The sequence below is a fragment of the Embleya sp. NPDC055664 genome (assembly GCF_053618075.1).
Map to the genome: position 1 here is coordinate 95,059 of NZ_JBSHGZ010000027.1, position 21,788 is coordinate 116,846.

The 21,788-nt window shown below is 71.9% G+C and carries 23 protein-coding genes; 14 read left to right on the plus strand and 9 right to left on the minus strand.

All coding sequences use genetic code 11. The features are described 5' to 3' along the window. Nucleotides 1-151: 151 nt before the first annotated feature. The 4 genes from ACWGR4_RS33465 to ACWGR4_RS33480 are packed head-to-tail and all read left to right on the plus strand — an operon-like array spanning nt 152 to nt 3,811. The gene (locus ACWGR4_RS33465; RefSeq protein WP_452134289.1) at nt 152-748 is read left to right on the plus strand and encodes a MauE/DoxX family redox-associated membrane protein; all 597 of its coding nucleotides are present in this window, start codon (nt 152-154) and stop codon (nt 746-748) included. 14 nt (nt 749-762) lie between these two features. Further along, a complete protein-coding gene (locus ACWGR4_RS33470) occupies nt 763-1,305 on the plus strand; it encodes a TlpA family protein disulfide reductase (protein WP_452133726.1) in 543 nt (180 codons plus the stop codon). Then, the gene (locus ACWGR4_RS33475) at nt 1,302-3,215 is read left to right on the plus strand and encodes an ABC transporter ATP-binding protein (protein WP_452133727.1); all 1,914 of its coding nucleotides are present in this window, start codon (nt 1,302-1,304) and stop codon (nt 3,213-3,215) included. The genes ACWGR4_RS33470 and ACWGR4_RS33475 overlap by 4 nt, the downstream gene beginning before the upstream one ends. After that, nucleotides 3,215-3,811 (plus strand): S26 family signal peptidase, encoded by a 597-nt coding sequence (locus ACWGR4_RS33480; RefSeq protein ID WP_452133736.1) that lies wholly within the window; start codon nt 3,215-3,217, stop codon nt 3,809-3,811. The genes ACWGR4_RS33475 and ACWGR4_RS33480 overlap by 1 nt, the downstream gene beginning before the upstream one ends. Before the next feature lie 439 nt (nt 3,812-4,250). Here the strand turns inward: ACWGR4_RS33480 and ACWGR4_RS33485 are convergent, their stop codons facing one another. Together ACWGR4_RS33485 and ACWGR4_RS33490 are read right to left on the minus strand one after the other, a co-directional pair. Next, on the minus strand, nt 4,251-4,736 hold the full coding sequence (locus ACWGR4_RS33485) for a carboxymuconolactone decarboxylase family protein (RefSeq protein WP_452133728.1): 486 nt from the start codon (nt 4,734-4,736) through the stop codon (nt 4,251-4,253). 81 nt (nt 4,737-4,817) lie between these two features. After that, on the minus strand, nt 4,818-5,300 hold the full coding sequence (locus ACWGR4_RS33490; protein WP_452133729.1) for a carboxymuconolactone decarboxylase family protein: 483 nt from the start codon (nt 5,298-5,300) through the stop codon (nt 4,818-4,820). A gap of 169 nt (nt 5,301-5,469) precedes the next feature. Here ACWGR4_RS33490 and ACWGR4_RS33495 point away from each other — a divergent pair, with 169 nt between their 5' ends. Both ACWGR4_RS33495 and ACWGR4_RS33500 read left to right on the plus strand, forming a co-directional pair. Then, nucleotides 5,470-6,408 carry an RNA polymerase sigma-70 factor gene (locus ACWGR4_RS33495; protein ID WP_452133730.1) on the plus strand — a complete coding sequence of 313 codons (939 nt, stop codon included), beginning with the start codon at nt 5,470-5,472 and terminating at the stop codon, nt 6,406-6,408. Between the two features lie 210 nt (nt 6,409-6,618). Then, nucleotides 6,619-7,095, plus strand: a complete 477-nt coding sequence (locus ACWGR4_RS33500) for a hypothetical protein (RefSeq protein ID WP_452133731.1) — start codon at nt 6,619-6,621, stop codon at nt 7,093-7,095. Between the two features lie 246 nt (nt 7,096-7,341). On the opposite strand, the gene ACWGR4_RS33505 is transcribed toward ACWGR4_RS33500, so the two are convergent. Together ACWGR4_RS33505 and ACWGR4_RS33510 are read right to left on the minus strand one after the other, a co-directional pair. Next, a complete protein-coding gene (locus ACWGR4_RS33505) occupies nt 7,342-7,488 on the minus strand; it encodes a hypothetical protein (protein ID WP_452133732.1) in 147 nt (48 codons plus the stop codon). Between the two features lie 281 nt (nt 7,489-7,769). Next, nucleotides 7,770-8,372 carry a GOLPH3/VPS74 family protein gene (locus ACWGR4_RS33510; RefSeq protein WP_380004734.1) on the minus strand — a complete coding sequence of 201 codons (603 nt, stop codon included), beginning with the start codon at nt 8,370-8,372 and terminating at the stop codon, nt 7,770-7,772. A 96-nt stretch (nt 8,373-8,468) separates the two neighbouring features. Between ACWGR4_RS33510 and ACWGR4_RS33515 the strand changes: the two genes are divergently transcribed. The 4 genes from ACWGR4_RS33515 to ACWGR4_RS33530 all read left to right on the plus strand — a co-directional run bounded on the left by ACWGR4_RS33515 (nt 8,469) and on the right by ACWGR4_RS33530 (nt 12,134). Then, nucleotides 8,469-8,762: a hypothetical protein gene (locus ACWGR4_RS33515; RefSeq protein ID WP_452133733.1), complete on the plus strand. Its 294-nt coding sequence runs from the start codon at nt 8,469-8,471 to the stop codon at nt 8,760-8,762. Nucleotides 8,763-9,386: 624 nt separating this feature from the next. Then, nucleotides 9,387-10,469, plus strand: a complete 1,083-nt coding sequence (locus tag ACWGR4_RS33520; RefSeq protein WP_452133734.1) for an MBL fold metallo-hydrolase — start codon at nt 9,387-9,389, stop codon at nt 10,467-10,469. A 49-nt stretch (nt 10,470-10,518) separates the two neighbouring features. After that, nucleotides 10,519-11,316 (plus strand): alpha/beta hydrolase, encoded by a 798-nt coding sequence (locus ACWGR4_RS33525; protein WP_452133735.1) that lies wholly within the window; start codon nt 10,519-10,521, stop codon nt 11,314-11,316. A 29-nt stretch (nt 11,317-11,345) separates the two neighbouring features. Further along, complete coding sequence (locus ACWGR4_RS33530; RefSeq protein WP_380004741.1) at nt 11,346-12,134, plus strand: SDR family NAD(P)-dependent oxidoreductase; 789 nt, start codon at nt 11,346-11,348, stop codon at nt 12,132-12,134. Between the two features lie 157 nt (nt 12,135-12,291). Here the strand turns inward: ACWGR4_RS33530 and ACWGR4_RS33535 are convergent, their stop codons facing one another. Both ACWGR4_RS33535 and ACWGR4_RS33540 read right to left on the minus strand, forming a co-directional pair. Further along, nucleotides 12,292-12,624: a hypothetical protein gene (locus ACWGR4_RS33535; RefSeq protein ID WP_452131335.1), complete on the minus strand. Its 333-nt coding sequence runs from the start codon at nt 12,622-12,624 to the stop codon at nt 12,292-12,294. Further along, nucleotides 12,624-12,920 carry a hypothetical protein gene (locus ACWGR4_RS33540; RefSeq protein ID WP_452131336.1) on the minus strand — a complete coding sequence of 99 codons (297 nt, stop codon included), beginning with the start codon at nt 12,918-12,920 and terminating at the stop codon, nt 12,624-12,626. The genes ACWGR4_RS33535 and ACWGR4_RS33540 overlap by 1 nt, the downstream gene beginning before the upstream one ends. 997 nt (nt 12,921-13,917) lie before the next feature. On the opposite strand from ACWGR4_RS33540, the gene ACWGR4_RS33545 reads away from it, so the two are divergent. Beyond that, complete coding sequence (locus tag ACWGR4_RS33545; RefSeq protein ID WP_452131337.1) at nt 13,918-15,138, plus strand: hypothetical protein; 1,221 nt, start codon at nt 13,918-13,920, stop codon at nt 15,136-15,138. A 473-nt stretch (nt 15,139-15,611) separates the two neighbouring features. Here the strand turns inward: ACWGR4_RS33545 and ACWGR4_RS33550 are convergent, their stop codons facing one another. After that, nucleotides 15,612-16,706 carry a hypothetical protein gene (locus tag ACWGR4_RS33550; RefSeq protein WP_452131338.1) on the minus strand — a complete coding sequence of 365 codons (1,095 nt, stop codon included), beginning with the start codon at nt 16,704-16,706 and terminating at the stop codon, nt 15,612-15,614. Between the two features lie 2,061 nt (nt 16,707-18,767). On the opposite strand from ACWGR4_RS33550, the gene ACWGR4_RS33555 reads away from it, so the two are divergent. Then, nucleotides 18,768-19,610, plus strand: coding sequence for a hypothetical protein (locus ACWGR4_RS33555; protein ID WP_452131339.1), 843 nt, complete (start codon nt 18,768-18,770; stop codon nt 19,608-19,610). A gap of 60 nt (nt 19,611-19,670) precedes the next feature. On the opposite strand, the gene ACWGR4_RS33560 is transcribed toward ACWGR4_RS33555, so the two are convergent. Next, on the minus strand, nt 19,671-20,030 hold the full coding sequence (locus ACWGR4_RS33560; protein WP_452131340.1) for a hypothetical protein: 360 nt from the start codon (nt 20,028-20,030) through the stop codon (nt 19,671-19,673). A gap of 60 nt (nt 20,031-20,090) precedes the next feature. Here ACWGR4_RS33560 and ACWGR4_RS33565 point away from each other — a divergent pair, with 60 nt between their 5' ends. Next, nucleotides 20,091-20,657, plus strand: a complete 567-nt coding sequence (locus ACWGR4_RS33565) for a hypothetical protein (RefSeq protein WP_452131341.1) — start codon at nt 20,091-20,093, stop codon at nt 20,655-20,657. A gap of 61 nt (nt 20,658-20,718) precedes the next feature. Continuing rightward, the gene (locus tag ACWGR4_RS33570) at nt 20,719-21,441 is read left to right on the plus strand and encodes a GNAT family N-acetyltransferase (RefSeq protein ID WP_452131342.1); all 723 of its coding nucleotides are present in this window, start codon (nt 20,719-20,721) and stop codon (nt 21,439-21,441) included. Here the strand turns inward: ACWGR4_RS33570 and ACWGR4_RS33575 are convergent. Continuing rightward, on the minus strand, nt 21,422-21,787 hold the full coding sequence (locus tag ACWGR4_RS33575) for a hypothetical protein (protein ID WP_452131343.1): 366 nt from the start codon (nt 21,785-21,787) through the stop codon (nt 21,422-21,424). The two genes, ACWGR4_RS33570 and ACWGR4_RS33575, sit on opposite strands and share 20 nt — an antisense overlap. Nucleotide 21,788 lies beyond the last annotated feature (1 nt).

A 21,788-nucleotide genomic window follows, 5' to 3' on the forward strand; every position in this document is an offset into this window, starting at 1 on the left:
GGCGGCGCTCTCGGCCCCGGGGGTTCGGCAAACTGATTGGGCCGGGCGTCCGCCCCGCCGCCACCCCGCGGGGGGGGGGGGTTTGCCCCCCCCCACGGCTTCGTCCCGATACCCCGTGTGTCCGTCCGGAGGCGGTTCGATGGTCTACCTGGTGGTGGGAGCTCGTGCACTGCTGGGGGTGGTGTTCCTGGTGTCGCTCGCCGGCAAAATCAGCGGACGCGCCGCGTTCGTCGCCTTCGTCGCCTCCGTCCGGTCCCTGGGAGTGCTGTCCGCCCGCCTCGCCGACCCGGTGGCCCGAACGGTGGTCGCCGGCGAAGCGGCCGTGTGTGTTCTGTTGGTCCTCCCTTCGCGCAACGCCTCGACCGGCGGCTTCCTGGTCGCCGGTGCCCTGCTGGCGGCCTTCACCGCGGGCATCGCGGCGGCGCTGCGCCGGGGAAACACCGCCCCTTGCCGTTGCTTCGGCGCCGGCACCTCGCCACTGGGCACCGCGCACATCGTGCGCAACGTCGTGCTCTGCGCCGTCGCGGGCGCCGCGGTGCCCGCCGTACCGTCCGTACCGGCAGGCCGGCCCGGCGGCGTGGCGGTCGCCGTGTTCGCCGGGCTGTGCGCCGGGGTCGTGGTCACCCGACTCGACCATCTTCTCGACCTCTTCCGTCCGTTGCCCGCCTCCGCACGGGCCGCCGCGACCGCGCGCCGCGGATCGCCGGCCCGACCGGGACGCGCGGTCGATCCGCGCGATCACTCATGAGCCAAGGAGCCGTCATGCCCGTCCTGATCGCCGTGGTGACCCTCGTCGGCGCCCTGTGCGCGCTGAACCTGGTCTTCACCCTCGGAGTCGTCAAACGCCTGCGCGAACACACGGAAATCCTCGCTACCGTGCAGGGAGACCCGGTCCGCCTCGAAGTGGGCGCGGAGGTCGGAGAGTTCGACACCTCGACCACAGCCGGGAAGCCGTTGATCCGCGACCTGCTGCCGGGGCCGATCCTGTTCGGGTTCTTCTCCCCGACCTGCGAGCCCTGTCGGGACAAACTCCCTCGCTTCGTCGAGTACGCGCGCCGCGAACCCGGCGGTCGCTCCTCGGTGATCGCGACCGTGGTCGGCGACGCGGAGGCGGCGGCGAGGTTCGCGGCCGAACTGGGTCCGGTGGCGCAGGTGGTCGTCGAGGACTCCGGCGGCGCGTTGGGCACCGCGCTCGGGATCCGGGCCTTCCCGAGCGTGCTGCGGGCCGAACGCGACGCCGCCGGGCGGCTCGTCGTCGTGGACGACGACGTTGAGCTCGTCCGGCTGACCAGCCTGACCGGGTGACCGGGACCCCGTTCCGCTCTCCCGAACCGGGACGGGCGGGCAAGCCCATCACGAGGAAGCCGAGGGCCTCCCGCCTGGCGGGTGCCGCGCGCCTGCCTCGCCACGCGGCGGCGGCACTCGCGCTGGCGGCCCGGGCGGCACCGGCCGTCTTCGCCGGCCATGTGCTGCTGACGCTCGCGATGGGCGCGCTCCCGGTGGCGGCGGCCTGGCTGACCAAGCTCGCCTTGGACGGTCTGACCGACGGCGCCACCTCGAAGGCCGCGCTCGTCGGCCTGGCGGCCGGACTCGCGGGCGTCGGGGTGACGATCGCGGTGACCACGCACACGAACCAATACCTGCGCGCGCAACTGGAGCGCGCGGTGGGCCAGGCGACGCAGGATCGGTTGTTCACCGCGGTCAACGCGTTCGTGGGCCTGGGCCGGTTCGAGAGCCCCGCCTTCCTCGACCGGCTGCGGTTGGCGCAGCAGGCGAGCGCCGTCGGCCCCGGCCAGGTACTCAGCGGAATGCTGGGACTGGCCCAGGCCGCACTCACCGTCACCGGGTTCCTGGGTTCCCTATTCGTGCTCAGTGCGACCATGACCGGGTTGGTGCTGGTGGCCGGGGTGCCTGCGCTGGTCGCCGAACTGATCCTGTCCCGCCGGCGGGCCCGCCTGCAATGGGACCTCGGGCCCACGGAACGACGGGAGATCTTCTACAGCCAACTGTTGTCGACCGTCGAAGCCGCCAAGGAGGTGCGGCTGTTCGGCATCGGTACCCTCCTGCGGGGTCGGATGCTCGCCGACCGCCGCACCGCCGACGCGGCCCGGGCGAAGCTGGAGCGACGGGACACGGTTGTCCAGTCCGGGTTGGCGTTGCTCGCCGCGGTGGTGTCCGGCGGCGGGGTGATGTGGGCCGTCGTTGCGGCGCAGTCCGGTCGGCTCTCGGTGGGCGACATCGCGATCTTCATCGCGGCGGTGTCGGGTGTCCAGGCCGCACTGGCCACGGTCGCGGGCTGTGTCGCGGGTTCGCACGAGGCGCTGATGTTGTTCGAGCACTACCTGGACGTGGTCCACTGCGAGCCGGACCTCCCGGTCGCCACGCCCGCTGTCGCACTCCCCGAACTGCGCGAAGGCATCGAGTTCCGGGACGTGTGGTTCCGCTACTCGGACGAACACCCGTGGGTGCTGCGTGGGGTCAGCTTCCGGCTGCGGCACGGAACGGAACTGGCGCTCGTGGGCCTGAACGGTTCGGGCAAGTCCTCCCTGGTCAAGCTGCTGTGCCGGTTCTACGACCCGACCCGCGGTGCGATCCTCTGGGACGGCGTCGACCTGCGCGACGTCGACCCGGTCCGGCTGCGCGACCGGATCGGGGCGGCGTTCCAGGACTACATGGCGTACGACATGACCGCGGCCGAGAACGTCGGACTGGGCGATGTGGCCGGCTTCGACGACGTCGATCGTATCCGCAGGGCGGCGCGGCGCGCAGGCATCCACGACCGACTGTCGACGCTGCCCGGGGGATACGACACGCTTCTGTCCCGCCGATTCGCCGGTACGTCCACGGACGGCGACCCGGCCGCCGGCGTCGTGCTCTCCGGCGGCCAGTGGCAACGGCTGGCGCTGGCCCGCGCGTTCATGCGCGACGAGCGGGACCTGATGATCCTCGACGAGCCGGCCTCCGGGCTCGACGCCGAGGCCGAGGCGGAGATCCACGAGGCATTGCGCACCCACCGGCGCGGCCGGACCAGCCTGCTGATCTCGCACCGGCTCGGTTCGGTCCGGGATGCCGCGACGATCGTGGTGCTGGCGGCGGGACGGGTCGTCGAACGCGGCGACCACGCGACCCTGTTGGCGGCGGACGGCGAGTACGCGCGCCTGTTCGCGCTTCAGGCGTCCGGCTACGCGCCGATCGAAGAGGCGGGCCGGCGGTGATGCGCCTTCGGTATCGGCTCGCGGCGTGCGGCGGCGTGCTCGGGCTGGCGGCCGTGGCCGCGGTGCGGTATGCGGTGGTCCGGGTCACCGTGCGCGGCGACAGCATGGCGCCGGTGTACCGGGACGGCGCCCGCGTACTCGTCCACCGCGGCGGACGGGTCGCGGTGGGGCGGGTGGTGGTGCTGGAGCGCCCCGTGCCGGGCGTGCTCTGGCCGCTGCCTCCGGTGACCCGTACCGCGTCCGCCCGCACGGTGGGGGCGCGGCGGTGGATCATCAAGCGCGTGGCGGCGGTCCCGGGTGACCCGGCCCCGTTCGACCGCGTCCCCATGCTGGATCACACGCCGGGCTGTCGAGTTCCGGCCGGCCGGCTCGTGCTTCTCGGTGACAACCCACTGAACAGCTACGACTCCCGCCAGGCGGGCTACTTCCCGATGGAACGTGTGCTGGGCACGGTGGTCGCGCAGCGATCGCTCACGGCCCCGCGGACCGGGTGGCGAGGCGGACGAGGAGGGCCGACCGATGCGGCGGACGGAGGGGCGCCGTCCGCCGGAGGGTCGGACGGCCACGGCGCGGACGAGCCGGTCGACATCCCCTGAGAACGACCGGGCCGCCCTGCCCACTTCGCGGATCCCAGGGCAGCCCTCAAGTCCCTCGGGAGGGTCTTCATCGCTCGCCGGGTAGGTCGGACGTCCGAGGGCCCCGGGCCGACGGCGCGATGTACCGCGTGAAATCCGGCGAGGCCGCCATTCCGTACCCGGCACGGAGGCCGACGCGGCCACGGCCTCCGTCGACGGTCGCCGCCCGGGCGAGCAGGCATGCCCTGGTGGCCGTTTCGCACCCGCGTAGCCCCGGCCCACCGACGCCGGGGACGACGGCTCGACGTCGGATTCCTCGTGTCCTGGCCGGTCGAGCGACGTTTCGAGCCGGCGCCCCGCATCCGGCGGTGGACGGAGGGCCTGCGCTTGTTCGGGGCCACGGCCCGCCCAGCGCCGGCGGCAGCGACGTGCGGGCGCCGGGCGGCAGTGGACGCGCCGGTCAGTTGGCCATGTCGGCGAACTGACCGGGCCGGTAGGAACCTCCGGGGTTGCGGATGATCACGTTGAGCCGGTTGTTGGCGTTGATCATGGCGATCAGGGAGACGAGTGCGGCGATCTGGTCGTCGGTGTAGTGCTCGCGTACGCGGCTCCAGGTCTCGTCCGACACGCCGGGGTGGGCGTCGGCGATCCGGGTGCCCTGCTCGGTCAGTTCCAGCGCCGCGCGTTCGGCGTCGGTGAAGACCGTGGACTCGCGCCAGGCGGCGACCAGGTTGACGCGGACCGCACTCTCTCCGGCGGCCGCGGCGTCCTTGGTGTGGTAGTCGACGCAGAAGCCGCAGCCGTTGATCTGGCTGGCGCGCAGCATCACCAGGTCCTGGGTGGTCCGGGGAAGCGGCGAGTCGACGATCGCCAGGGCGACGTTGTAGATCCGCTTGGCGATCTTGGCGCCGAGGTCGTTGGCCATCAGGTCGAATCGGGGTTCCATCGTTGTGTCCTCACTTGTGGGTTCGGGTCTCGCGCGGGGCCTGCGCGCGAGGTATTGCGGATCGGGGACGCCGACCGTCGGCTAACCGAGGCCGACGGGCTCGTAGTCTCCGCCGGGCCGGCGGACGATGACCGACATGCGGTTGGTCGCGTTCATGAGGGCGACGAGCATCACCAGATCGGCCGATTGATCGTCGTCGTAGTGCTCGCGTACTCGGTTCCAGACCTCGTCGTCGACGCCGCCGGCCGCGTCGGCGATCCGGGTGCCCTGCTCGGTCAGTTCCAGCGCCGCGCGTTCGGCGTCGGTGAAAACCGTGGACTCGCGCCAGGCGGCAACCAGGTTGACGCGGACCGCGCTCTCTCCGGCGGCCGCGGCGTTCTTGGTCCACACGTCGGTCGCGTAGGCGTCAGCGTTGATCTGGCTGGCGCGCAGCAGCACCAGCGTCCGGGTCGGGGCGGGCAGGCTCGAATCCTGCAGGATCGTCCTGCTCGCCGCACCGAAGTGGGCGGCGGCCCTGGCCGCGGTCGCGGTCGGGTTCCCGAACAGATTCAGTCGAGCGGTCATGGTGTGCTCCTTGCACGTCGTCGGGCGAAGTCGTACAGGAGATGCCGGCCACCCGCGCCGCGTGACGCCGCGGCGATGTGGCGTACGTCACCGAGATCGGATGTCACGCCGAGGGCACGACCGGCATCTCGTGCGTGGCACCACGAAGAGGAACGGACAGGAGCCGGTGATGAGCGAGCGCAGTGACCGAACCGAAGAGACCACCCGGCCGGGCGCCGAAGGGGACAGCGTGGATCGCGCCACCGAGATTTTCGTCGCCCACCGCAACCTCCTTTTCACGGTGGCCTACGAGATGCTCGGCTCGGCTGCCGATGCCGAGGACGTCCTGCAGGAGACCTGGATGCGGTGGGTGGACGTCGACCCGGGGATCGTGCGGGAACCCCGCGCGTATCTGGTCCGGATCGCCACCCGCCAGGCGCTGGGCCGGCTGCGTTCGCTGCGCCGGCGCAGGGAGACCTACGTCGGCCCCTGGCTGCCGGAGCCGCTGCTGACCGCTCCCGACGTCGCCGAGGACATCGAACTGGCCGAGGGCGTCTCGATGGCGATGCTGCTGGTGCTGGAGACGCTGACGCCGACCGAGCGCGCGGTGTTCGTGCTGCGGGAGGTGTTCGACCTGGACTACGACGAGATCGCCGAGGCTGTCGGCAAGAACCGGGTCACCGTCCGGCAGATCGCCCACCGGGCACGGAACCACGTCGCCGCGCGCCGACCGCGCGCGGCCGTTTCCCCAGCCGAGAACCGCGTGGCCCTGCTCGCCTTCCAACAGGCCGTCGAAACGGGAAATCTGCAGAGTTTGCTCGACCTGCTCGCCCCCGACGTCGTCTTCCTGAGCGACGGCGGCGGGGTCGTTCCGGCCGCGCTGTCACCCGTCGTGGGTGTCGACCCGGTCTCCGAGCTGCTCACGGTGGGGCTGGGAAGGATCGCAGGCTCCGCGTCGGCGCAGTCGGTCCAGGTCAACGGCCACCCGGCGCTGATCATCCGGACCGGCGAGGCGATGGACGGTGTCGTGACCGTGCGGACCGAGGACGGCCTGATCACCGGCCTGTACTTCGTGCGAAACCCCGAAAAGCTGTCGCGCGTCGGGCGGGAGACCACCCTGCGCCGCTGAACACAGTCGTGCTCGCCGGACTCGCCGGACTCGGCGGAACGACCGGTGGATCGTCACCCTCACCGGCATCGGCCCGAAGCGTCCCACCCCCGTGGAGGAAGACTTCCTGCCCTTCGCCCGATCACTGACCGCTCCGACCATCGCCCACGCCCTCCGAGGCGCCGAACCCCTCACCCCCGTGAGATGCACCAATGCCACCACCAATCGGCTGTGATCGCGCTCCTGCGTCGGCTCGACGACGCGGATCACCTGACGGGCCCGCGAGAGTACGACGAGGGGAGGATCTCGGTCATGCTCGACCGGCTGGTGTCCCGGTTGGAGGGCGAGTTCGCGACCCGTTGCCCGGCGGAGCGCTACGGACGGAACACCGTCGAGTACGCCTGTGTCGTCGTCCCGGGCGAGGCGACGGTGTGTGGTGAGCGAATCGTCGTGTCCGTGAGCAACTTCGGCTCGCTTGCCATGGTGGCGGCGGAGAACCCCGGCGCGTATCTGGGGACGGACGACGCGCGCGAGGAAGGCGCGCTGGACGTCGGGGACCTCTCCACCGTGGAACGCGCCCTGAGCGACATCGGGTATGTGGTGGTGTCGGAAAAACTGCTGCACACCCGCTACGACGGACCCGCGCCGTTGCGGACGGACGAGCGGCGGCCGGCCACCTGGTGGGATCGCTACTTCGGTCATCCATAGACCCGAAAGTTCCGGGCGGTGGTACGGGGACACCGCAGACCGACCCACCCCCTCCGTGACAGGCTCGCCGAACACCGCCCACCGAAACCGCAGGGCCGCGCGTCGGATCCATCGGTCTGTCGGCCTCCCTCGGTGTCGGAGTCCGTCGGGCTGCGGTGTTCGCCGGGCGCCCACCGTCTTCTCGCACGGGCGGCCCCGACACTCGCGCCGACATCGCCGAGGGCACGGCCGCCCAGGGACGAGGACTCAGTCGGTGGTGTCCCAGGATTTCAGGACCGTCGCGACGCTCGCCGCGGTGGAGGAGGCGCGGGTCAACTCGTCGGCGAGCGCGATGACACCGGCCTGGGTGAGGTCGGCCGACGCCCCGCACGCCGAGAGGTAACCGTGGGCCACCCGTGACGGCCACCCCCGGGTTCGAGTGCTCCAGCCGGCGCATGCGGCCCGGACTGTGCGCGAGCGCCGCGACCCTGGCGTAGGGGCCGTGGTAGACGTCCCGTCCGGCGATCACCGCCCGATGCCGCTCCACCGCCGCGACCTGCAGGGCGTAGTCGTCCGGGGCAGGATCGTCGCGTCCGGCGCGGCGGGCTGACCTCGAGGATGCACGCCGGACGACGCTCACGCTCACCCACGCGAAGCCTCTGACGCGCGAACCGATCGGCTGACCGGTTGTCGGCTTAGAAGCCCCGCCAGATGTTGTCGAACGCCGCCTGCTCGATGCCGCGGCGCTGGCGCACCGCCTCCAGCTCCACGGTCGCGTCGTCGACCGCGGCGAGTACGGTCACCACCGCGGGGTCGGCTGACTGTCCGTTTCCGGGGGCCTCGTGGCGGATCCCGGCGGCGGCGCCGAGGGTGGCGAGGACGGGCTCGTCCGCCGCCCAGCGCGCGGCGGCCGCGCTGCGTTCCGGGGAGTCGGCCAGTTCCGGCGCCCCGCCATGCCCGAAGAGCATCCGTTTCCCCTCCGGAGCCAGCAGCCCTTCGTCGGTGATGGCCGCCGCGTACGTGGCGGCCAGGTCGCGTCCGCGGCGCCACAGCCACTCCTCAACCGATTCGTACGGCGCCTCGCGTACCAGTGCCTCGTCGGCCTGGTCGAGGAGCGGGTCGGACAAGATGCTCCTCGGCCCGGGCCTGATGCGGTCCTCGTCCAGCTTGATCGCCTCGGCGGCCAGGAGGTCGATCAGCTCGGCCCCGGCCAGCGCGAGCGACAACCCGCCACGCTCGACAGGGCGGCTGGGCTGCACGTCCAATGCCGTGATCAGCAGGTCCCTGGCGGTCGACATGGCGCACTCCCCATCCGGGCTCGGGGCCCGAGGCGAACCCCTCATTTTGTCCTGCCACGAGCCTAGGGTCCCGCCTGCCCTGCCACACCTCGGCGCATGGCGCCCGGCCTGGAGATGGAGGTAGACGGCCGAGCCGGTGGCTGCGGCGCCCGCGCCGGTGAGGATTGCCTGGGGGATGCCGGCACCGGATCGGTGGGCGAGCAGGCCGGCGGCGACGTCGATCTCGCCGTCGGAGGCCACGACGGTGGGGGCCTCGCCGGGCCTCAGCCAGAAATCCTCGGCGTAGGGCTCGAGGAAGACACGGACGTCGTGGCCGCTCTCGTTACGTATCGGCGGAGTTCGCTGCGGGAGGCGCGGATGCGGCTGCTCATCGAACTCGGCATGAGGTAGTGAGGTGGATGCGACCGCGGGGCTCTCCCCGGAAGCGGTCGCCGCTCCGTTGATCAAACTGAGGTGCTCTATTTCTTCCGGACCCTGAACACCGTCAAGCGCCACGCGGTCGCCGGTCCGACAACCCCGCTGTTCCCGTCACGCACCTCCTGCACGAGATCAGGGAACCGGGCTATACCGGCAGTGCCAACCTGCTGGTCCGCCATCTCAATCACGGCCGCGCCGAAGGCACCCGCTCCGTGACACCGCCCGCCTCCGGAGGATCGACCACAAGCGCGTGCCCGCGCTCGGCGGTCCTTCGCGTCCTGCGGGGCAGGCATGGTCGCGGGCCCGTACTGCACCGGCCCCGACGGTAAAAGCGATGTAGACGCTTGCCGTTGGGGTTGGCGGCGGCCTGGCCGATGACCGCGCCGTCGTAGGAGTGTCCGACCAGGACGAACTGTGCGTCCGCGCGCAGCCGCCCTGTCGGCTCCCGCCCGGGGGAAAAACCCCAGCCCTGCGGCGGCCCCGTCGGGCAACGGGACTGGGGTCTTTCCACGGTGCGAGCGCGGCCGGCCGGGTGGTGTCCTGGGCCCGATCCACCCGACCGACCCCTGTGCCGGACCGATCCCGAAAGGCCAGACCATGACCGCGAAACCCGGGTCGCCCCTGGCGGACCGACGGACCTTCCTGCGCGCGGCGACCGCCGCGGGGGCGATCCCCGCCACGGCTCTCGCCACCGGCGCGCTCGCGGGCACGGCGCAGGCCGCGTCCGGGCCCGACCTCCCCGACTTCGCACCGGTGCCGGCCGCCGCGCAGGGTCCGGCGCTGAACGGCGCGGGCTACTTCATCGGCCGTATCGACGGACACCTGTACTGGGTCACGGACGGCAACTACCAGGCCATGTTCCTCAGCACGCGGGAAGGCGTCGTCCTGGTCGACGCGCCGCCGACCATCGGCCACAACCTGCTGCGGGCGATCGCCGAGGTCACCCGGGCCAACGGCCGTCCGGCCAAGGTCACCCACCTGGTCTACTCGCACTCCCACGCCGACCACGCCGGAGCCTCGTCGATCCTCGGCAAGGACGTGGTCCGCATCGGGCACAGCGACTGCCGGCGCTTCCTACTCCGCGCGAACGACCCCAACCGCCCCGCCCCGACCATCACGTTCGAGGACCGCTACCCGCTCCAGGTGGGCGGCGAGCGCCTGGAACTGGCCTACCACGGCCCGAACCACTCACCGGACAACATCTTCATCCACGCCCCGGACCACCGGACGCTGATGGTGGTCGACGTCCTGTATCCGGGCTGGGTGCCGTTCAAGCAGCTCGCCGTCTCCCAGGACATCCCGGCCTGGCTGCGCGCGCAGCACATCGCGATGGCCTACCCGTGGCGGACGCTGGTCGGCGGCCACCTCGGCCGGCTCGGGCAACGCGCCGACGGAGAACTCCAACTGGCCTACATGGCCGACCTGGAAGCCTCCACACGGGCGGCGATGAGCCTGGACCCGGCCCCGTACTTCGCGAAGTACGGCCCGGCCGGCAACTCCTGGGCGGTCTTCAAGACCTACCTGGACGCGGTCGCGGCGGCCGCCGCCGCGCCGGTCGTCGCGAAGTACACCGGAGTCCTGGCCGCCGCGGACGTATTCACGCTGGACAACGCCGGCACCTTGGTCGAGTCCTTCCGGATCGACGCGGGCATACTCGGCCCGTTCGGCACCCACCCGTGACCCGGCCGTCCGCCCCGCCCCTCCCACACCCGAAAACGGAGAACCCGCGATGCTGACCCCCACACCGGTCCTGTTCATCCACGGCCTGTGGCTGCACGCCTCGTCCTGGGACCCCTGGACCGAGTTGTTCCGCGCCGAGGGCTACGCGCCGGCCGCGCCCGGCTGGCCCGGCGACCCCGACACCGTGGCCGAGGCGCGCGCGAACCCGGAGAGCATCGCCGACCACGGCATCGACGACGTCGTCGAGCACTACGCCGGCATCATCCGCGGACTGGACCGGCCGCCGATCCTGGTCGGCCACTCCTTCGGCGGCATGATCGCCCAGAAACTCCTCGGGCAGGACTTGGCCGCCGCGGCCGTCGCCATCGACGCCGCCCAGATCAAGGGAGTCCTGCCGCTGCCGCTGTCGGCGCTACGGTCCACCCTGCCGGTGTTCAAGAACCCGGCGAACCGTCACCGCGCGGTGTCCCTCACCGCCGCACAGTTCCGCTTCGCGTTCGGCAACGCCGTGTCCGCGCAGGAATCCGACGCGTTGTTCGAGCGCTGGGCCATTCCGGCGCCCGGCAAGCCCCTGTACGAAGCCGCAGCCGCCAACTTCAACCCCCACTCGCCGGCCAAGGTAGCCACCGGCAACGCCCACCGCGGACCCCTGCTGCTGATGACCGGCGGCAAGGACCACACCGTCCCGGAGTCCGTCACCCGCGCGACGCTCAAGCAGTATCGGCACTCGGAAGCCGTCACCGACATCACCGACTTCCCCGACAAGGGCCACTCCCTGACCATCGACAGCGGCTGGCGCGAAGTCGCCGACACGGCGTTGGCCTGGCTACGCTCGCACTCCCTGTAACCGGGCGTCCCCCGTCGAAGGAGCACGACATGGAACTCGGAATCGCCGGCAGGACGGCGGTCGTGACCGGAGCCGGCCGCGGCATCGGGCTGGCCATCACCCGCGCCTTGGTCGACGAAGGCGCTCGGGTGGTGGCCGGATCCCGCGAAGTCACCGCCGAACTCGGGGAGCTCACCGCCGACGGCCGGGTCGTCGCAGTGGCGGTCGACCTCGCCGAACCCACGGGACCGGCCGAACTGATCGCCGCAGCCACCGCCACGTTCGGCGGACTGGACATCCTGGTCAACAACGTCGGCGCGGTCCGGCCGCGCACCGGGGGCTTCCTCACCGTGACCGACGACGACTGGGACGCGACGCTGAGCGTCAACTTCCTGGCGGCGGTCCGCACGACGCGAGCGGCCCTGCCGATCCTCCTCGACCGGGGCGCCGGAAGCATCGTCACCGTCAGCTCCGTCAACGCCTTCCTGCCCGACCCGCTGGTCATCGACTACGGCGCGGCCAAGGCGGCACTGTCCAACTTCTGCAAAGCGCTGTCGAAGGAGATCGGCCCGCGCGGTATCCGCGTGAACACCGTCAGCCCCGGCCCTGTCGCCACCGCGCTGTGGATCGGCCGGTCCGGCGTCGCGGCCACGGTGGCCCGGGCAGCGGGCGGCACCGCCGACGACGTGGCCAGGCAGGCCGCTGCCGACGCCGCCACCGGCCGCTTCACCCGGCCGGAGGAAGTCGCCGACCTGGTCGTGTACTTGGCCGGTGACCGTGCCGCGAACATCACCGGGTCCGACTTCACCATCGACGGCGGTCTCGTCACCACTTTGTGACGCATCCGTATCACTATCTACGAGGAACACCCCGCCGAGCTCACCGGCATCCTGCCGGCCTTCCTGAACTGCGGCCGGTGACCTCACGGACGTTCCGGGTCCTGCGGCGGCATCTCCCGGCCCGCCACAGTGCCGGGAGATGCCGCGCCCGGGCCCCTCATGCGTCCGTGGCCCCGCCGACCGCCGGCTCCGCGACCCGGCGCTCCTGCGGGGTCAGGCCGAGCCCGCCCTGGGCATCCCGCTTCCTGGCGTGCTCACCGGTGGCCACCAGTTCAACGCGGGCACGCTCGGCGAACCCCGCCGCACCCATCCCCGCGAACATCTCGTACGCCGTGCGCAGTTCGGCACGCGCCGCGCCGCGCCGCCTGCACCGACGCAGCCACTCGCCGTACAGCAGACGCGACCGCGCCAGTTCGGTCGCCACCCTCGTCCGGCCGAGCAACTCCACGGATTCGAGGTACAGCGCCTCGGCGTGGTCGTCGTCGGCCATCAGCGCGCGGCAGCGGGCCGGCAGGCCCAGCGCCCAGGGGGTGCCCGCCGCCGCCGCCGTTCGCGGTCGTCTCGATGCTCGGACAGGGCGGACGCCCACAGCAGGCGCGTCGCCGCCAAGGCGTTCCGGCCGTTCGACGCTTCGTGCGTCCCGGACTGCTCGAGTTCGTCGGCAAGCTGCGGATCCGCGCCGGTCGCCGCCGCGACCCGGTGCGTCCACGCCGCAGCCGTACCGACCAGGGCCGCGGCACTCACGTGCAGCGTGCGGCGACGCTCGGGGCCTATCGCGTCGTACACGGCATCGCGCTGCAGGGCGTGGACCAGCTCGACGGGGCTCTGCGGTTCGGCCGGCCACCACTGCGCGAGTCCGACCGCCGGCGCGGGGCCGAGTGCGCGGGCCGGATCCTCCGAGTGCGGCGAGTCGGGCGGCTGTCGCGAGCGGAACCCGCGTGCCCAGCACCGCCATCGCCTCCAGCAGTTCCACGGATTCGCGAGGGAGGCGGTCGACCTGGGCGCGGATCCCGACCTGGAGCGAGCGGGGCACCGGCCACCGCTCGAACGCCTCGTCGCGGAGCGTGTCGACGGGAACCTCGGCCAACACCGTGCGGAGGTAGAGGGGGTGCCCGCGGGTGTAGGCGTGCAGCCGCCGGACCAGGGCCGGAGCCAACCGCGCCTCGATCAACCCACGTGCGAGCTGGGCCACATCGCCGTCGTCGAGCCCGTCCAACGCGATCCGGACAGCGCGGTCCGAGGACCGCACCAGCCGGTCCGGCACACCGGCTGAGCCCTCCGCGTCGGGGCGGGTGGCCAGGACCGTCAGGACCCGGTCCGCCCACAGCCGGCGACCGCGGCCGAGGGCCGGGCGGTCGCGGCGCGACGGCCCGATCGGGTGCGCCGCGCGGCCGGTGCGCGCCGGGGGTGGATCCCGCGCCGGGTCGACCCGTACGACGCGCCGGACGACGGGCCCGAGTTCGACGTGGGGCCGACGCTGGACGCGTACGGGACACCGATCCCCGCAGCTGAGCCATTCGTCCCGGAACCGGCCCCCCGACCGAGCCGTCTGACTTCGACCACCGGCACCGTCCCGTTCGTCACTGACATTTGGTCGTGGCGAGAAGTGCTGTCACTTTCGCGGCGGTCGACAGGGCCCGTGGTGCCGGTGGTAGCGCTGTTGTCGAAGGCAGAGACAACGTCAGTGGGAACGGCGAGGTTCTGCCAGTGCTTCGGCGGAGTTGGTGTCAGCGGGTCGGGTCGGGCTGGACAGGTCGAGGCGTGGTCTGCTTGCGTTGCGTGTGTGATCCCTTCGGGTGCGGTCCTCCTGCTCGGGCAGCTGTCACCGGCCGTCGCGGCGGACGTCCTGTCCCGGCTCGCCCCGGACGCCATGGATACGCTGCTCGGCGGGTCACCGCTCACGGCCCCGTTCGTCGCCCGCGTCGTCGCGCACGGGACGCACCGGCAACACCTGCGGATCGTCGCCTGTCCCTCGGTCGGCACGGACGTCCGCGAGCGGCTCCTCGACCAAGGCGATCCCGAAGTCACGGCCGCCGTCTACCGGTCCCCTTCCACAACGCGCGGCCTCCAGCGCCGCGTACGGACGATGCTGCCTCCCGCAAGCCTGCTCCCCGGCCCGCAGGAGCGCGCCGGTTGGCAGGCCGGGCACATCGAGTACCGGCTCTACCCGTTGGTCGAGTCCGACGACCGGGGGACGGTCGTGGCCGCGCTGACGTACCTGGCGCCCTACACCCGGTCGCCGGGCGCGCTCGCGGCGATCCTCCGCGGCTACCAGCAGTTGCTGCGGCTGTCCGGCCCGGATGCGGTACGCGATATCGTCGGCATCCTCACCGACGTGCGACGGCGGCCGCCGCGCGAGAACGTCCCGCTCGAAGTGCGCTCGGCGTTCGAGAATCCCACCGATCCGGGGTGCCTCGCCCACGCGCTCGCCCGGCTGGGCAGCACCGAGTACCTGGCGGACCAACTGGCGAACGCGAACCTCTCCAATGCGGGCGCGCACTCACTCCTGATCGCTCCCCGCGACGACGAACTCGACTGGGACGTCCTGTCCGAGAGGCTTCCTCTGTCGGCCCGACGGAACTTCGCGTTCCTCCTCGCCCGGGAACCCGGGTGTCCACCGCGGTTGCTCCCCGTGGATTGGCGCGACCGGAAGCTGACCTCCGGCCGTGCCGAGCCCGCGGACCCCGCCGACCGGGCAGGGCCGGACGAACTGCTGCGCACCTCCTCGGCGTCCGCACCACGCGTGCTCGACGCGCTCAGAGCCGGCCGCCTGCCGGCCGCAGACTACGTCGCCCACGGTGCCCCCGCCGCGTACGCCCTGGCCGTGCTGCTGACCGGCGGACCGGTCCTGTGCGCGGAAGCGTCCGCCGCACTCACCGAGCCGACCGCCCGGCACCTCGGCGAACACACCGACGCGTGGGTCGCCGCAGTGAACCTGCTGCCGGACTTCCCCGGTACGACGCACGAACTCCTCGAAACCGCAGCCGCCATGACCTCCCCATGAAGCCCATCGACGGCGTCGACCGCCCCCTCCACGGATACGGCGGTCGTCCCGACGTCCGTGGTGATCTTGCGCGCACCACTCCAGGCGTTCGGAGGAACCACTCTGCCCCTCCACCTCGTTCGAAGGAAACCCTGTGTCGATCCCACCCACGCGCATGCCCACACCGACGATTTTCGACTCCCGCGACGCGCGCCCGGCCCCGAACGCGCGATTTTCCCAACGGAACCGAGCATCCGTCCCAGGTTCTGCAAACCCACAGGCCACAGGCCAGACCACGTCGAGCAAGAGAGCGAAACCCAGGCCACACGTTCGGGATCCAAAATCTCGGTTTCTGCAAACCCGATGGTCAACACATGATGGATCGACAAGACCTTTCAAAACAGCCGGGACGGAGCAACCGAAACGGGCGACGGAACGCTCCTCCAGAGGCCGCACGAGTGGCTACGACCCGCTCGTCCCGAGACTCCGCAGACTCAGGGGATCGGTCCGGTGAGGTGGTGGGCCAGGTCCGGGACCAAGGGAGGGAGTACGGCGGCGGCGCCGGTGATGCGGAACTCGGTGATCGTGGCGGGACATCCGTCGCCGACGAGCCGTGCCACCGCGGCGAGACGGTGGTTGCCGTCCAGGACGAGGATACGATCGGGGGCGACGGCCCAGGTCGCGAGCGTGAGGTGGATGGGGCCGCTGATGGCCCGGGCGGAATACCAGTCCTCGACCGCGGTGATGCGGGCATCGCGTCCGGGCGCCACGAGTGTCCGGTCCTGGGCCGCCTGCTCGTGCCGGATCGGGTGGGCGCCGGGATCGTCGTGGTCGACCTCTCCCCGCGACGGGAACGCCGGGTCGTGGTACCAGGGCGAGCGGTAGGAAGCCAGGGCGGCCAGGTCGCGAGGCTCGATCACCGTCTGCACGCGCTCGATCCGTACCCCTCCGCCGGGTGCGCCGACGAGGCGGGCGAATCGATCCCAGTCGAGCCGGACACGGATCCGATCCCGACCGCGCGTGTAGTGATGGCGAAACACCTCGAAGGGCACCCGGGTACCCGTGAAGGCGGCCAGGCGGCGGGTCACGGGGTCGATCGTGGCGGTCCGGTGCGCGCGCACTATCGCGGATCGCCGCGCGGCCACCCGCGCGGCTTCGGCCAGACGCGATACGACGTCGTGGAAGCGGTCCCATTCGTCCGCGGTCCACGTGGCGTGGAGGTCCAGCGATGTGGCGAGGCGGCGCTCGATCTCGTCGAGGACGGCGCCGACGGTTTCCAGGTACTCCGTTTGCATAGTGCTCCGGGCCAGCGGCAACAGGGCCATGCCCGCCCGGGCGTCGTAGCAGACGCGCACGATCTCGCCCGAGGACGAGCGGCTGCGCAGATGCGGGATCCGCGCGGACAACACGGCGACCTTCTCGACGAGTTCGAGGTCGGCCAGTGCTTCCTGGATCAGGCTCTGGCGGCGGGCGAGCAGAATGCCGACGGTGACGGTGACCAGGGCGCCGAGCACCACGCTCGACGCCCAGTCCGCGAGACTCCATGCCTGACCGCGCCAGGCGAGGACCGCGTCGAGCGCCACCGCCACGACAGGAACGATTGCGAGCGGCCAGTAACCGCTCACGAAAGAACGCACGTTCGCCACCCATCCCCCTCGGCACCCACTCCGCGCACGTGCGTCAAGAATGGCAAGCGAACCTGCCCCGGGGAACCCGTTCGCCTTCCCGGCCCCGCTCGGGACCACGTCACCTCGACAGGACCGGCCCGTACAGGCCCGGTGTGTGGTCGGCGACCACCTGCTCCACGGCAGCCTGATCCCACGGCCCCAAGCCTGCGGCATCGAACCGGGACGCCGCACCCGAATACGCGTCCCATGCCCTGGCGGGCCGCCCGCGCCGCCTCCGTCCTGGCCGTTGAAGGCGGTGTTCGACCCGGCGCGCGGGCTCGCTGCCCGCGACCGCGAGGCGACGGCGCGGAACGCCGATCTCGGCACGCCATCGGCGGTGCCGGGCCGGCGAACCGGTCAGTGTTCGCCAAGCAGCGACGCGACCACGGGGCCGGAGCTGCCCGCTGATCCGGCCGACGACACTGGCGACACACAGGAGCCGGGCGGGCCGTCTTCGGCCTGACCGCCACCGTCGAGCCCGCGCCGGCCGGCCGGCGGGTGACCCGCGGTCCGGCCTGCCACTGCAGCGGTGGCGCGACGACCGACCGGCCGCGCCACCAACAGCACCCGCGCACTACCTCCTGGATCGTGAACGCGACCACTGGCGACGCCTGCACGCCAACGGGCGCGTCGCCGTCCCCTCCGAGACACTCGCCCACACGGCAGACACCGCCGCGCTGACCGGCGCGTTGGCGTACGACGCCGGACACACGCGCGCTCGTCGCGATCGGCGCGTGCACCGGCGACACCGCCGACCGCGCCGTCCCATACCCGCCCGTGGTGAACCCTCCAGCCGGCGCACCCCGTTCCTCGATACCTGTGGCGGGGACGGCGAAGACGGCACGTGTGTCCGGCGGCGCCGGCGGCGGGGCAGGGTGCCCCGCCACGGAGGCGGGCACTCGGGCGAGGCCGCGGTCGGTGACCACCTGGGAGGGCTGGGGGACTTCGTCGGCGCGCCCGTTTGCGTCCCTCCCCTGCCCGGCGCCGAACCGCGGGGCCCGGCGGAATGCGACCGGACCGCGTCCGGGCCCGGAAGTCGAGATCGGTGGCGTCCACGACCGGGCACCATAGCGCCCGACCCCGACACCGGACCGACACCACGCCCGCGATCAGCGACGAGGGCATGTCCAACGAGATCGTGCCGGGGTCGGTGACGCCCTTCTGCTCGGCCGCCGCCTCGAAGAGGACGCCCGCCGGGGGGGTGCATGTCGTTGTGCGCGTGCCCGATGATCTGCGGCTCGATGAACGAGTACGCCGGTAGCCGTCCGGTCCGGGCGTCCTCGAAGAACCGGGCCGTCGACAGGAAGCGGGTGGCGAACTTCGGGCGAAGCCGCGCGGCGTGGATCACCCCGGTCAGCGCCGCGTGGCACGGCGGGTCGCAGTACACCCGCCGGCTCGGTCCGGCCGCGTCGAGGCGGTCGAACAGTTCGAGGAACACGCCGACCTCGAAGCCGAAGTCGCATGTTCGACCCATGTGGAAGCGAACACATTGGCGATGCAAGGAGTGCATTCGGCGGAAGCGGAACCGGAGTCCGATGTGTGCGGTCCGCTCCCCCACGTGTGCGCGTCGACCGCCCGGGACTTCTCCCCCGGTGCTGGGGCCTCTGGGAAGCCGAGTCCCGAGGGGCGCTCGCGTTCACATCGAACGCGAAGACCACATGGTCCGACAACGGGTACCGAGAGCCCGCTCGGATGCACGACATCCTCAGCACCATGGCGCGCGCGGCGGCATCGTGGAAGGACGTCGACCAGCAGCTCGGGCGGCGACTGGAGGACTGGCTGCTCACCGACTCCGGACTGACGATGGCACCGACCGATTCGTCCCTCGAAAAGAAGGCTCGGTCGATTTCGGTCGAATTTGCTCCAATCTCGCCCGTTCCGATCCGGTCGGCCCGATCCGGTCGCCGGCCCGCGCCGGCCGCGCTTTCCGGGGCCGTCGGTTGCGTGGTACACCTCGGTGCACGCCACGCAGAAAGACCGCCCATGCGCCTGTACCGCCTGCACCGCCTGCTCCCCGCGACCGTCGTCGCCATCGTGACCTGCTGCGCGTGGATCGTCGGGACACCGGTGGCCTCGGCCGAACCGGAACGGGTGTGCGCGTTCCCCCCGACCTCCGAAGTCGTCGGGCTTCCGGACGAGTTCACCGCCGGCGGCGAGGCCCGGACCTTCAAGGTGTCGATCACCAACGACACGCCGCGCGAACTCCCCTTCGTGCACTATGTCGAGGTCACGGACTGGGCCTCCGGCAAGGAGCCGGCCCGCCACGCGACGCTGGAATACCGCAGTCCGGAGACCGGGGACTGGCTCCCGATGCCCTTGGTATCCGAAGGCTTCGAGGTCCTGATCCCGAAACCGGACGACATTCCTCCCGGCCCCGGCACGCGGTCCACCCCATGGCACCTGGCGAGCGGCGCGACGCTCACCATCGACGTACGCCTGGCGTTCGACGCGGAGGCGAAGTTCCCGCCGGGTGGCGTCCTGGTGGTTTACTGGGCGCATATCGTCGCCGGCGAGTGGACCTGGCAAACGAGGACCCCGCCCTGCGACCTGACGGTCGTCCCCGTCGACGGATCGACGCCGAACCCGGAAACCGACACCGGCCCCGATCCGTCGGCGGCCACCGGTCCGGGCGCGGCGCCGCGCACCCCGTCCTCGGCACCGCCCGCCGGATCCGCCCGACCGTCCGGGGCCTCACCCTCCCCGGGCAGCACGGCCGACGGCGGAGGCGACACCGCGAAGATCGCCGCCAGGGTCGGCATCGCGGCCCTGGCCATCGGCGCCATCGCAGCGGTCGTGGTCCTACGCCGACGCCGCGCCTCGCGCTGACCCCCACCGCACCAGCGCACCACCGCCGGCGAGCCCGAGCCCGACGGCAACGACCGCCTCCTACCCCTCCACCAGCGTCAACGCCGACAGCGGCTGCCCCGCCCAGATCCGGCGGGACGCCTCCTCCGGATGGCGGTCCACCGTCGGCCGGGCGGCGAAGATCCACGTCCGGCGCCGCTCCGACTCGTACGCCGGCCATTCCGGGTCGCCGTGTGTGGCGAACGCCGTCCGGGCGGCGCGCATGTGGGCGGACAGCGCCGCCGCCCCCTCCTCGGTCGGGCCCGCGCCGAACAGCGCGGCGGGTAGGCCCCGATCCAAGTTGCCGACTACGAGCGGGACGTCGAGGCCGATGGTGAGCTTCTTGGCGATGTCCGGGACGGGGACGCCCTTGTCCTTCAGAGCCTGGGCGAACGTCAGCATGTCCTCGTCGATGACCTTTGGCCGGCCGCCGTGGTTGCCTTGCGACGAGGTCCTGCGTCTGTGCGAGCCAGCTCCCGCTACGGCCAGGCACAGGCGTACTACTACGGGGCCCAGGGCGACGGTTCGGCCTGGTTTGTCGCCGAGGACGGCGTCGCCGTGCGCCGGTACTGCGAGACCGGCGAGGGCGACGACGAGCTGCTGACTCTCGGCGAACCCCTGCCGCTGGAACGCCTCCGCCGCGAGGAACCGGGACTCGCGCCCTACTGGGACGCGGCCGAAGAAGAGCAAGACGCCGAGAACGAATGGAAGTCGGCCGCCTTCGACCTGGCACCGCGAATCGCCGCCGCCCACGGCGTCAGCCCGCTCACCATCGGACCCGACACACTCATGCGTGGTGTGGGCGTCCTGGCACTGACCCCGTACGCCACCAGCCGCACCCTGCCGGCGGGCACCTACCGATTCCGACCGCGGACATCGAGGAGACTGCTGCCCGCCGTGCAGCTCACAACCATGTGTCGGCGCCGCGCCGCCGGCTCGGAACGGCCGGTACACCTGCGGTCAGGTCCGGGTCGAGAGAGACTGGCCTCGGGGAGCGATGGGGCGTTTTGCATGGTTTCGGTGTCTTGATAGAGGTCGTCCGCTTTATTTTGTGGGACCGTCGGATACTCGGGCCGGCAGGATCGGGGCCGTGTCGATGGATCCCTTGCTGGCCAGAGCCCGTGGGCTGTGGGAGGAACTCGCGTCGGTGCCCGTGTCGTTCGCGTCGACGGGAGGGGTGCGCGTGGTGGTGTCACCCGAGTCGAGGATGTGCCCCTCGGGTTGGGTGGGCGTGGTGGTGCTGGGCAATTCGGCGATCGTGACCGCGCCCGGCGAGGACACCGCCAAGACGGTGCGCGACGCGCTGGCGAAGCTTCCGGTGGGTGCCCTCGCCGACGCTCATTCGGTGCGCGGGGTGCTGCCGGTGGCCCGAGTCCTCGGCCCCGCAGCGCTGGCATACGCGTCCGACAACGGGTTCCGGCCTGTGGCGGACCGCGGGCCGACGGTCGAACGGGTGCCGGCAGAGCATCCTGATCTGCGGGAGCTGGAGAACCTGGCGGGTGCAGACGACTCGGACGAGGCCGGGCTGAACGAGATCACCTCACCCGCGTTCGTGATCCGTGAGAGGGGCCGGGTCGTCGCCGCCGCCGGATACCGGTCCTGGCCGAGCCGGACCGCCCACGTCAGCGTACTGACCGCCCCTGCGTGGCAGGGGCGGGGCCTTGCCCGCGCGACGGGTTCCGGGGCGGTGGCGCACGCGTTGGCGGCCGGATTGCTTCCGCAGTGGCGGGCCCGGGTGCCGGCCTCCCGGCGTGTCGCGCTCGCGCTGGGTTTCCGCGAGTTGGGCGCCCAGCTCAGCGTGGAGCTCGCATAGCGGACCGGCACTCGGCGGGCCCTCCTTGATTCACGGCGACGATCGGCAGGAGCATCGCCGTTGCCGGAGCGCCGATGTGGCGGGGTGTCATCCCAGCAGGCGTGGGAACGTCGACCAGCCGTTCCGGCAGCTGGTCGAGCGCGGCCCGGCCATCGTCGACGGCGGCGCGTTCCTCGTCGCTGAGCGGGACACTCGCCGGCATGCGCTGGAGATTGTCCTTCGCCTCCAGGAGTCGGCCCTTGCCGGAGGCCTTGGGCGTATAGAAGTCGCAGCGGGCGCAGGCAAACCCGGTCCGCGAACCCGATCGACGTTCGAACATCCTCGGCTGGAGCACACGACGGCGCATC

Bases quoted from the DNA above. Each gene is read 5' to 3' on its own strand.
- ACWGR4_RS33530 (WP_380004741.1), top strand. From the start codon at position 11,346: ATGGAACTCGGAATCGCCGGCAGGACGGCGGTCGTGACCGGAGCCGGC.
- ACWGR4_RS33480 (WP_452133736.1), top strand. From the start codon at position 3,215: ATGCGCCTTCGGTATCGGCTCGCGGCGTGCGGCGGCGTGCTCGGGCTG.
- ACWGR4_RS33490 (WP_452133729.1), bottom strand. From the start codon at position 5,300: ATGACCGCTCGACTGAATCTGTTCGGGAACCCGACCGCGACCGCGGCC.
- ACWGR4_RS33555 (WP_452131339.1), top strand. From the start codon at position 18,768: ATGCGCCTGTACCGCCTGCACCGCCTGCTCCCCGCGACCGTCGTCGCC.
- ACWGR4_RS33575 (WP_452131343.1), bottom strand. From the start codon at position 21,787: ATGCGCCGTCGTGTGCTCCAGCCGAGGATGTTCGAACGTCGATCGGGT.
- ACWGR4_RS33485 (WP_452133728.1), bottom strand. From the start codon at position 4,736: ATGGAACCCCGATTCGACCTGATGGCCAACGACCTCGGCGCCAAGATC.
- ACWGR4_RS33510 (WP_380004734.1), bottom strand. From the start codon at position 8,372: ATGTCGACCGCCAGGGACCTGCTGATCACGGCATTGGACGTGCAGCCC.
- ACWGR4_RS33495 (WP_452133730.1), top strand. From the start codon at position 5,470: ATGAGCGAGCGCAGTGACCGAACCGAAGAGACCACCCGGCCGGGCGCC.
- ACWGR4_RS33535 (WP_452131335.1), bottom strand. From the start codon at position 12,624: ATGGCCGACGACGACCACGCCGAGGCGCTGTACCTCGAATCCGTGGAG.
- ACWGR4_RS33525 (WP_452133735.1), top strand. From the start codon at position 10,519: ATGCTGACCCCCACACCGGTCCTGTTCATCCACGGCCTGTGGCTGCAC.
- ACWGR4_RS33470 (WP_452133726.1), top strand. From the start codon at position 763: ATGCCCGTCCTGATCGCCGTGGTGACCCTCGTCGGCGCCCTGTGCGCG.
- ACWGR4_RS33515 (WP_452133733.1), top strand. From the start codon at position 8,469: ATGGCGCCCGGCCTGGAGATGGAGGTAGACGGCCGAGCCGGTGGCTGC.
- ACWGR4_RS33520 (WP_452133734.1), top strand. From the start codon at position 9,387: ATGACCGCGAAACCCGGGTCGCCCCTGGCGGACCGACGGACCTTCCTG.
- ACWGR4_RS33560 (WP_452131340.1), bottom strand. From the start codon at position 20,030: ATGCTGACGTTCGCCCAGGCTCTGAAGGACAAGGGCGTCCCCGTCCCG.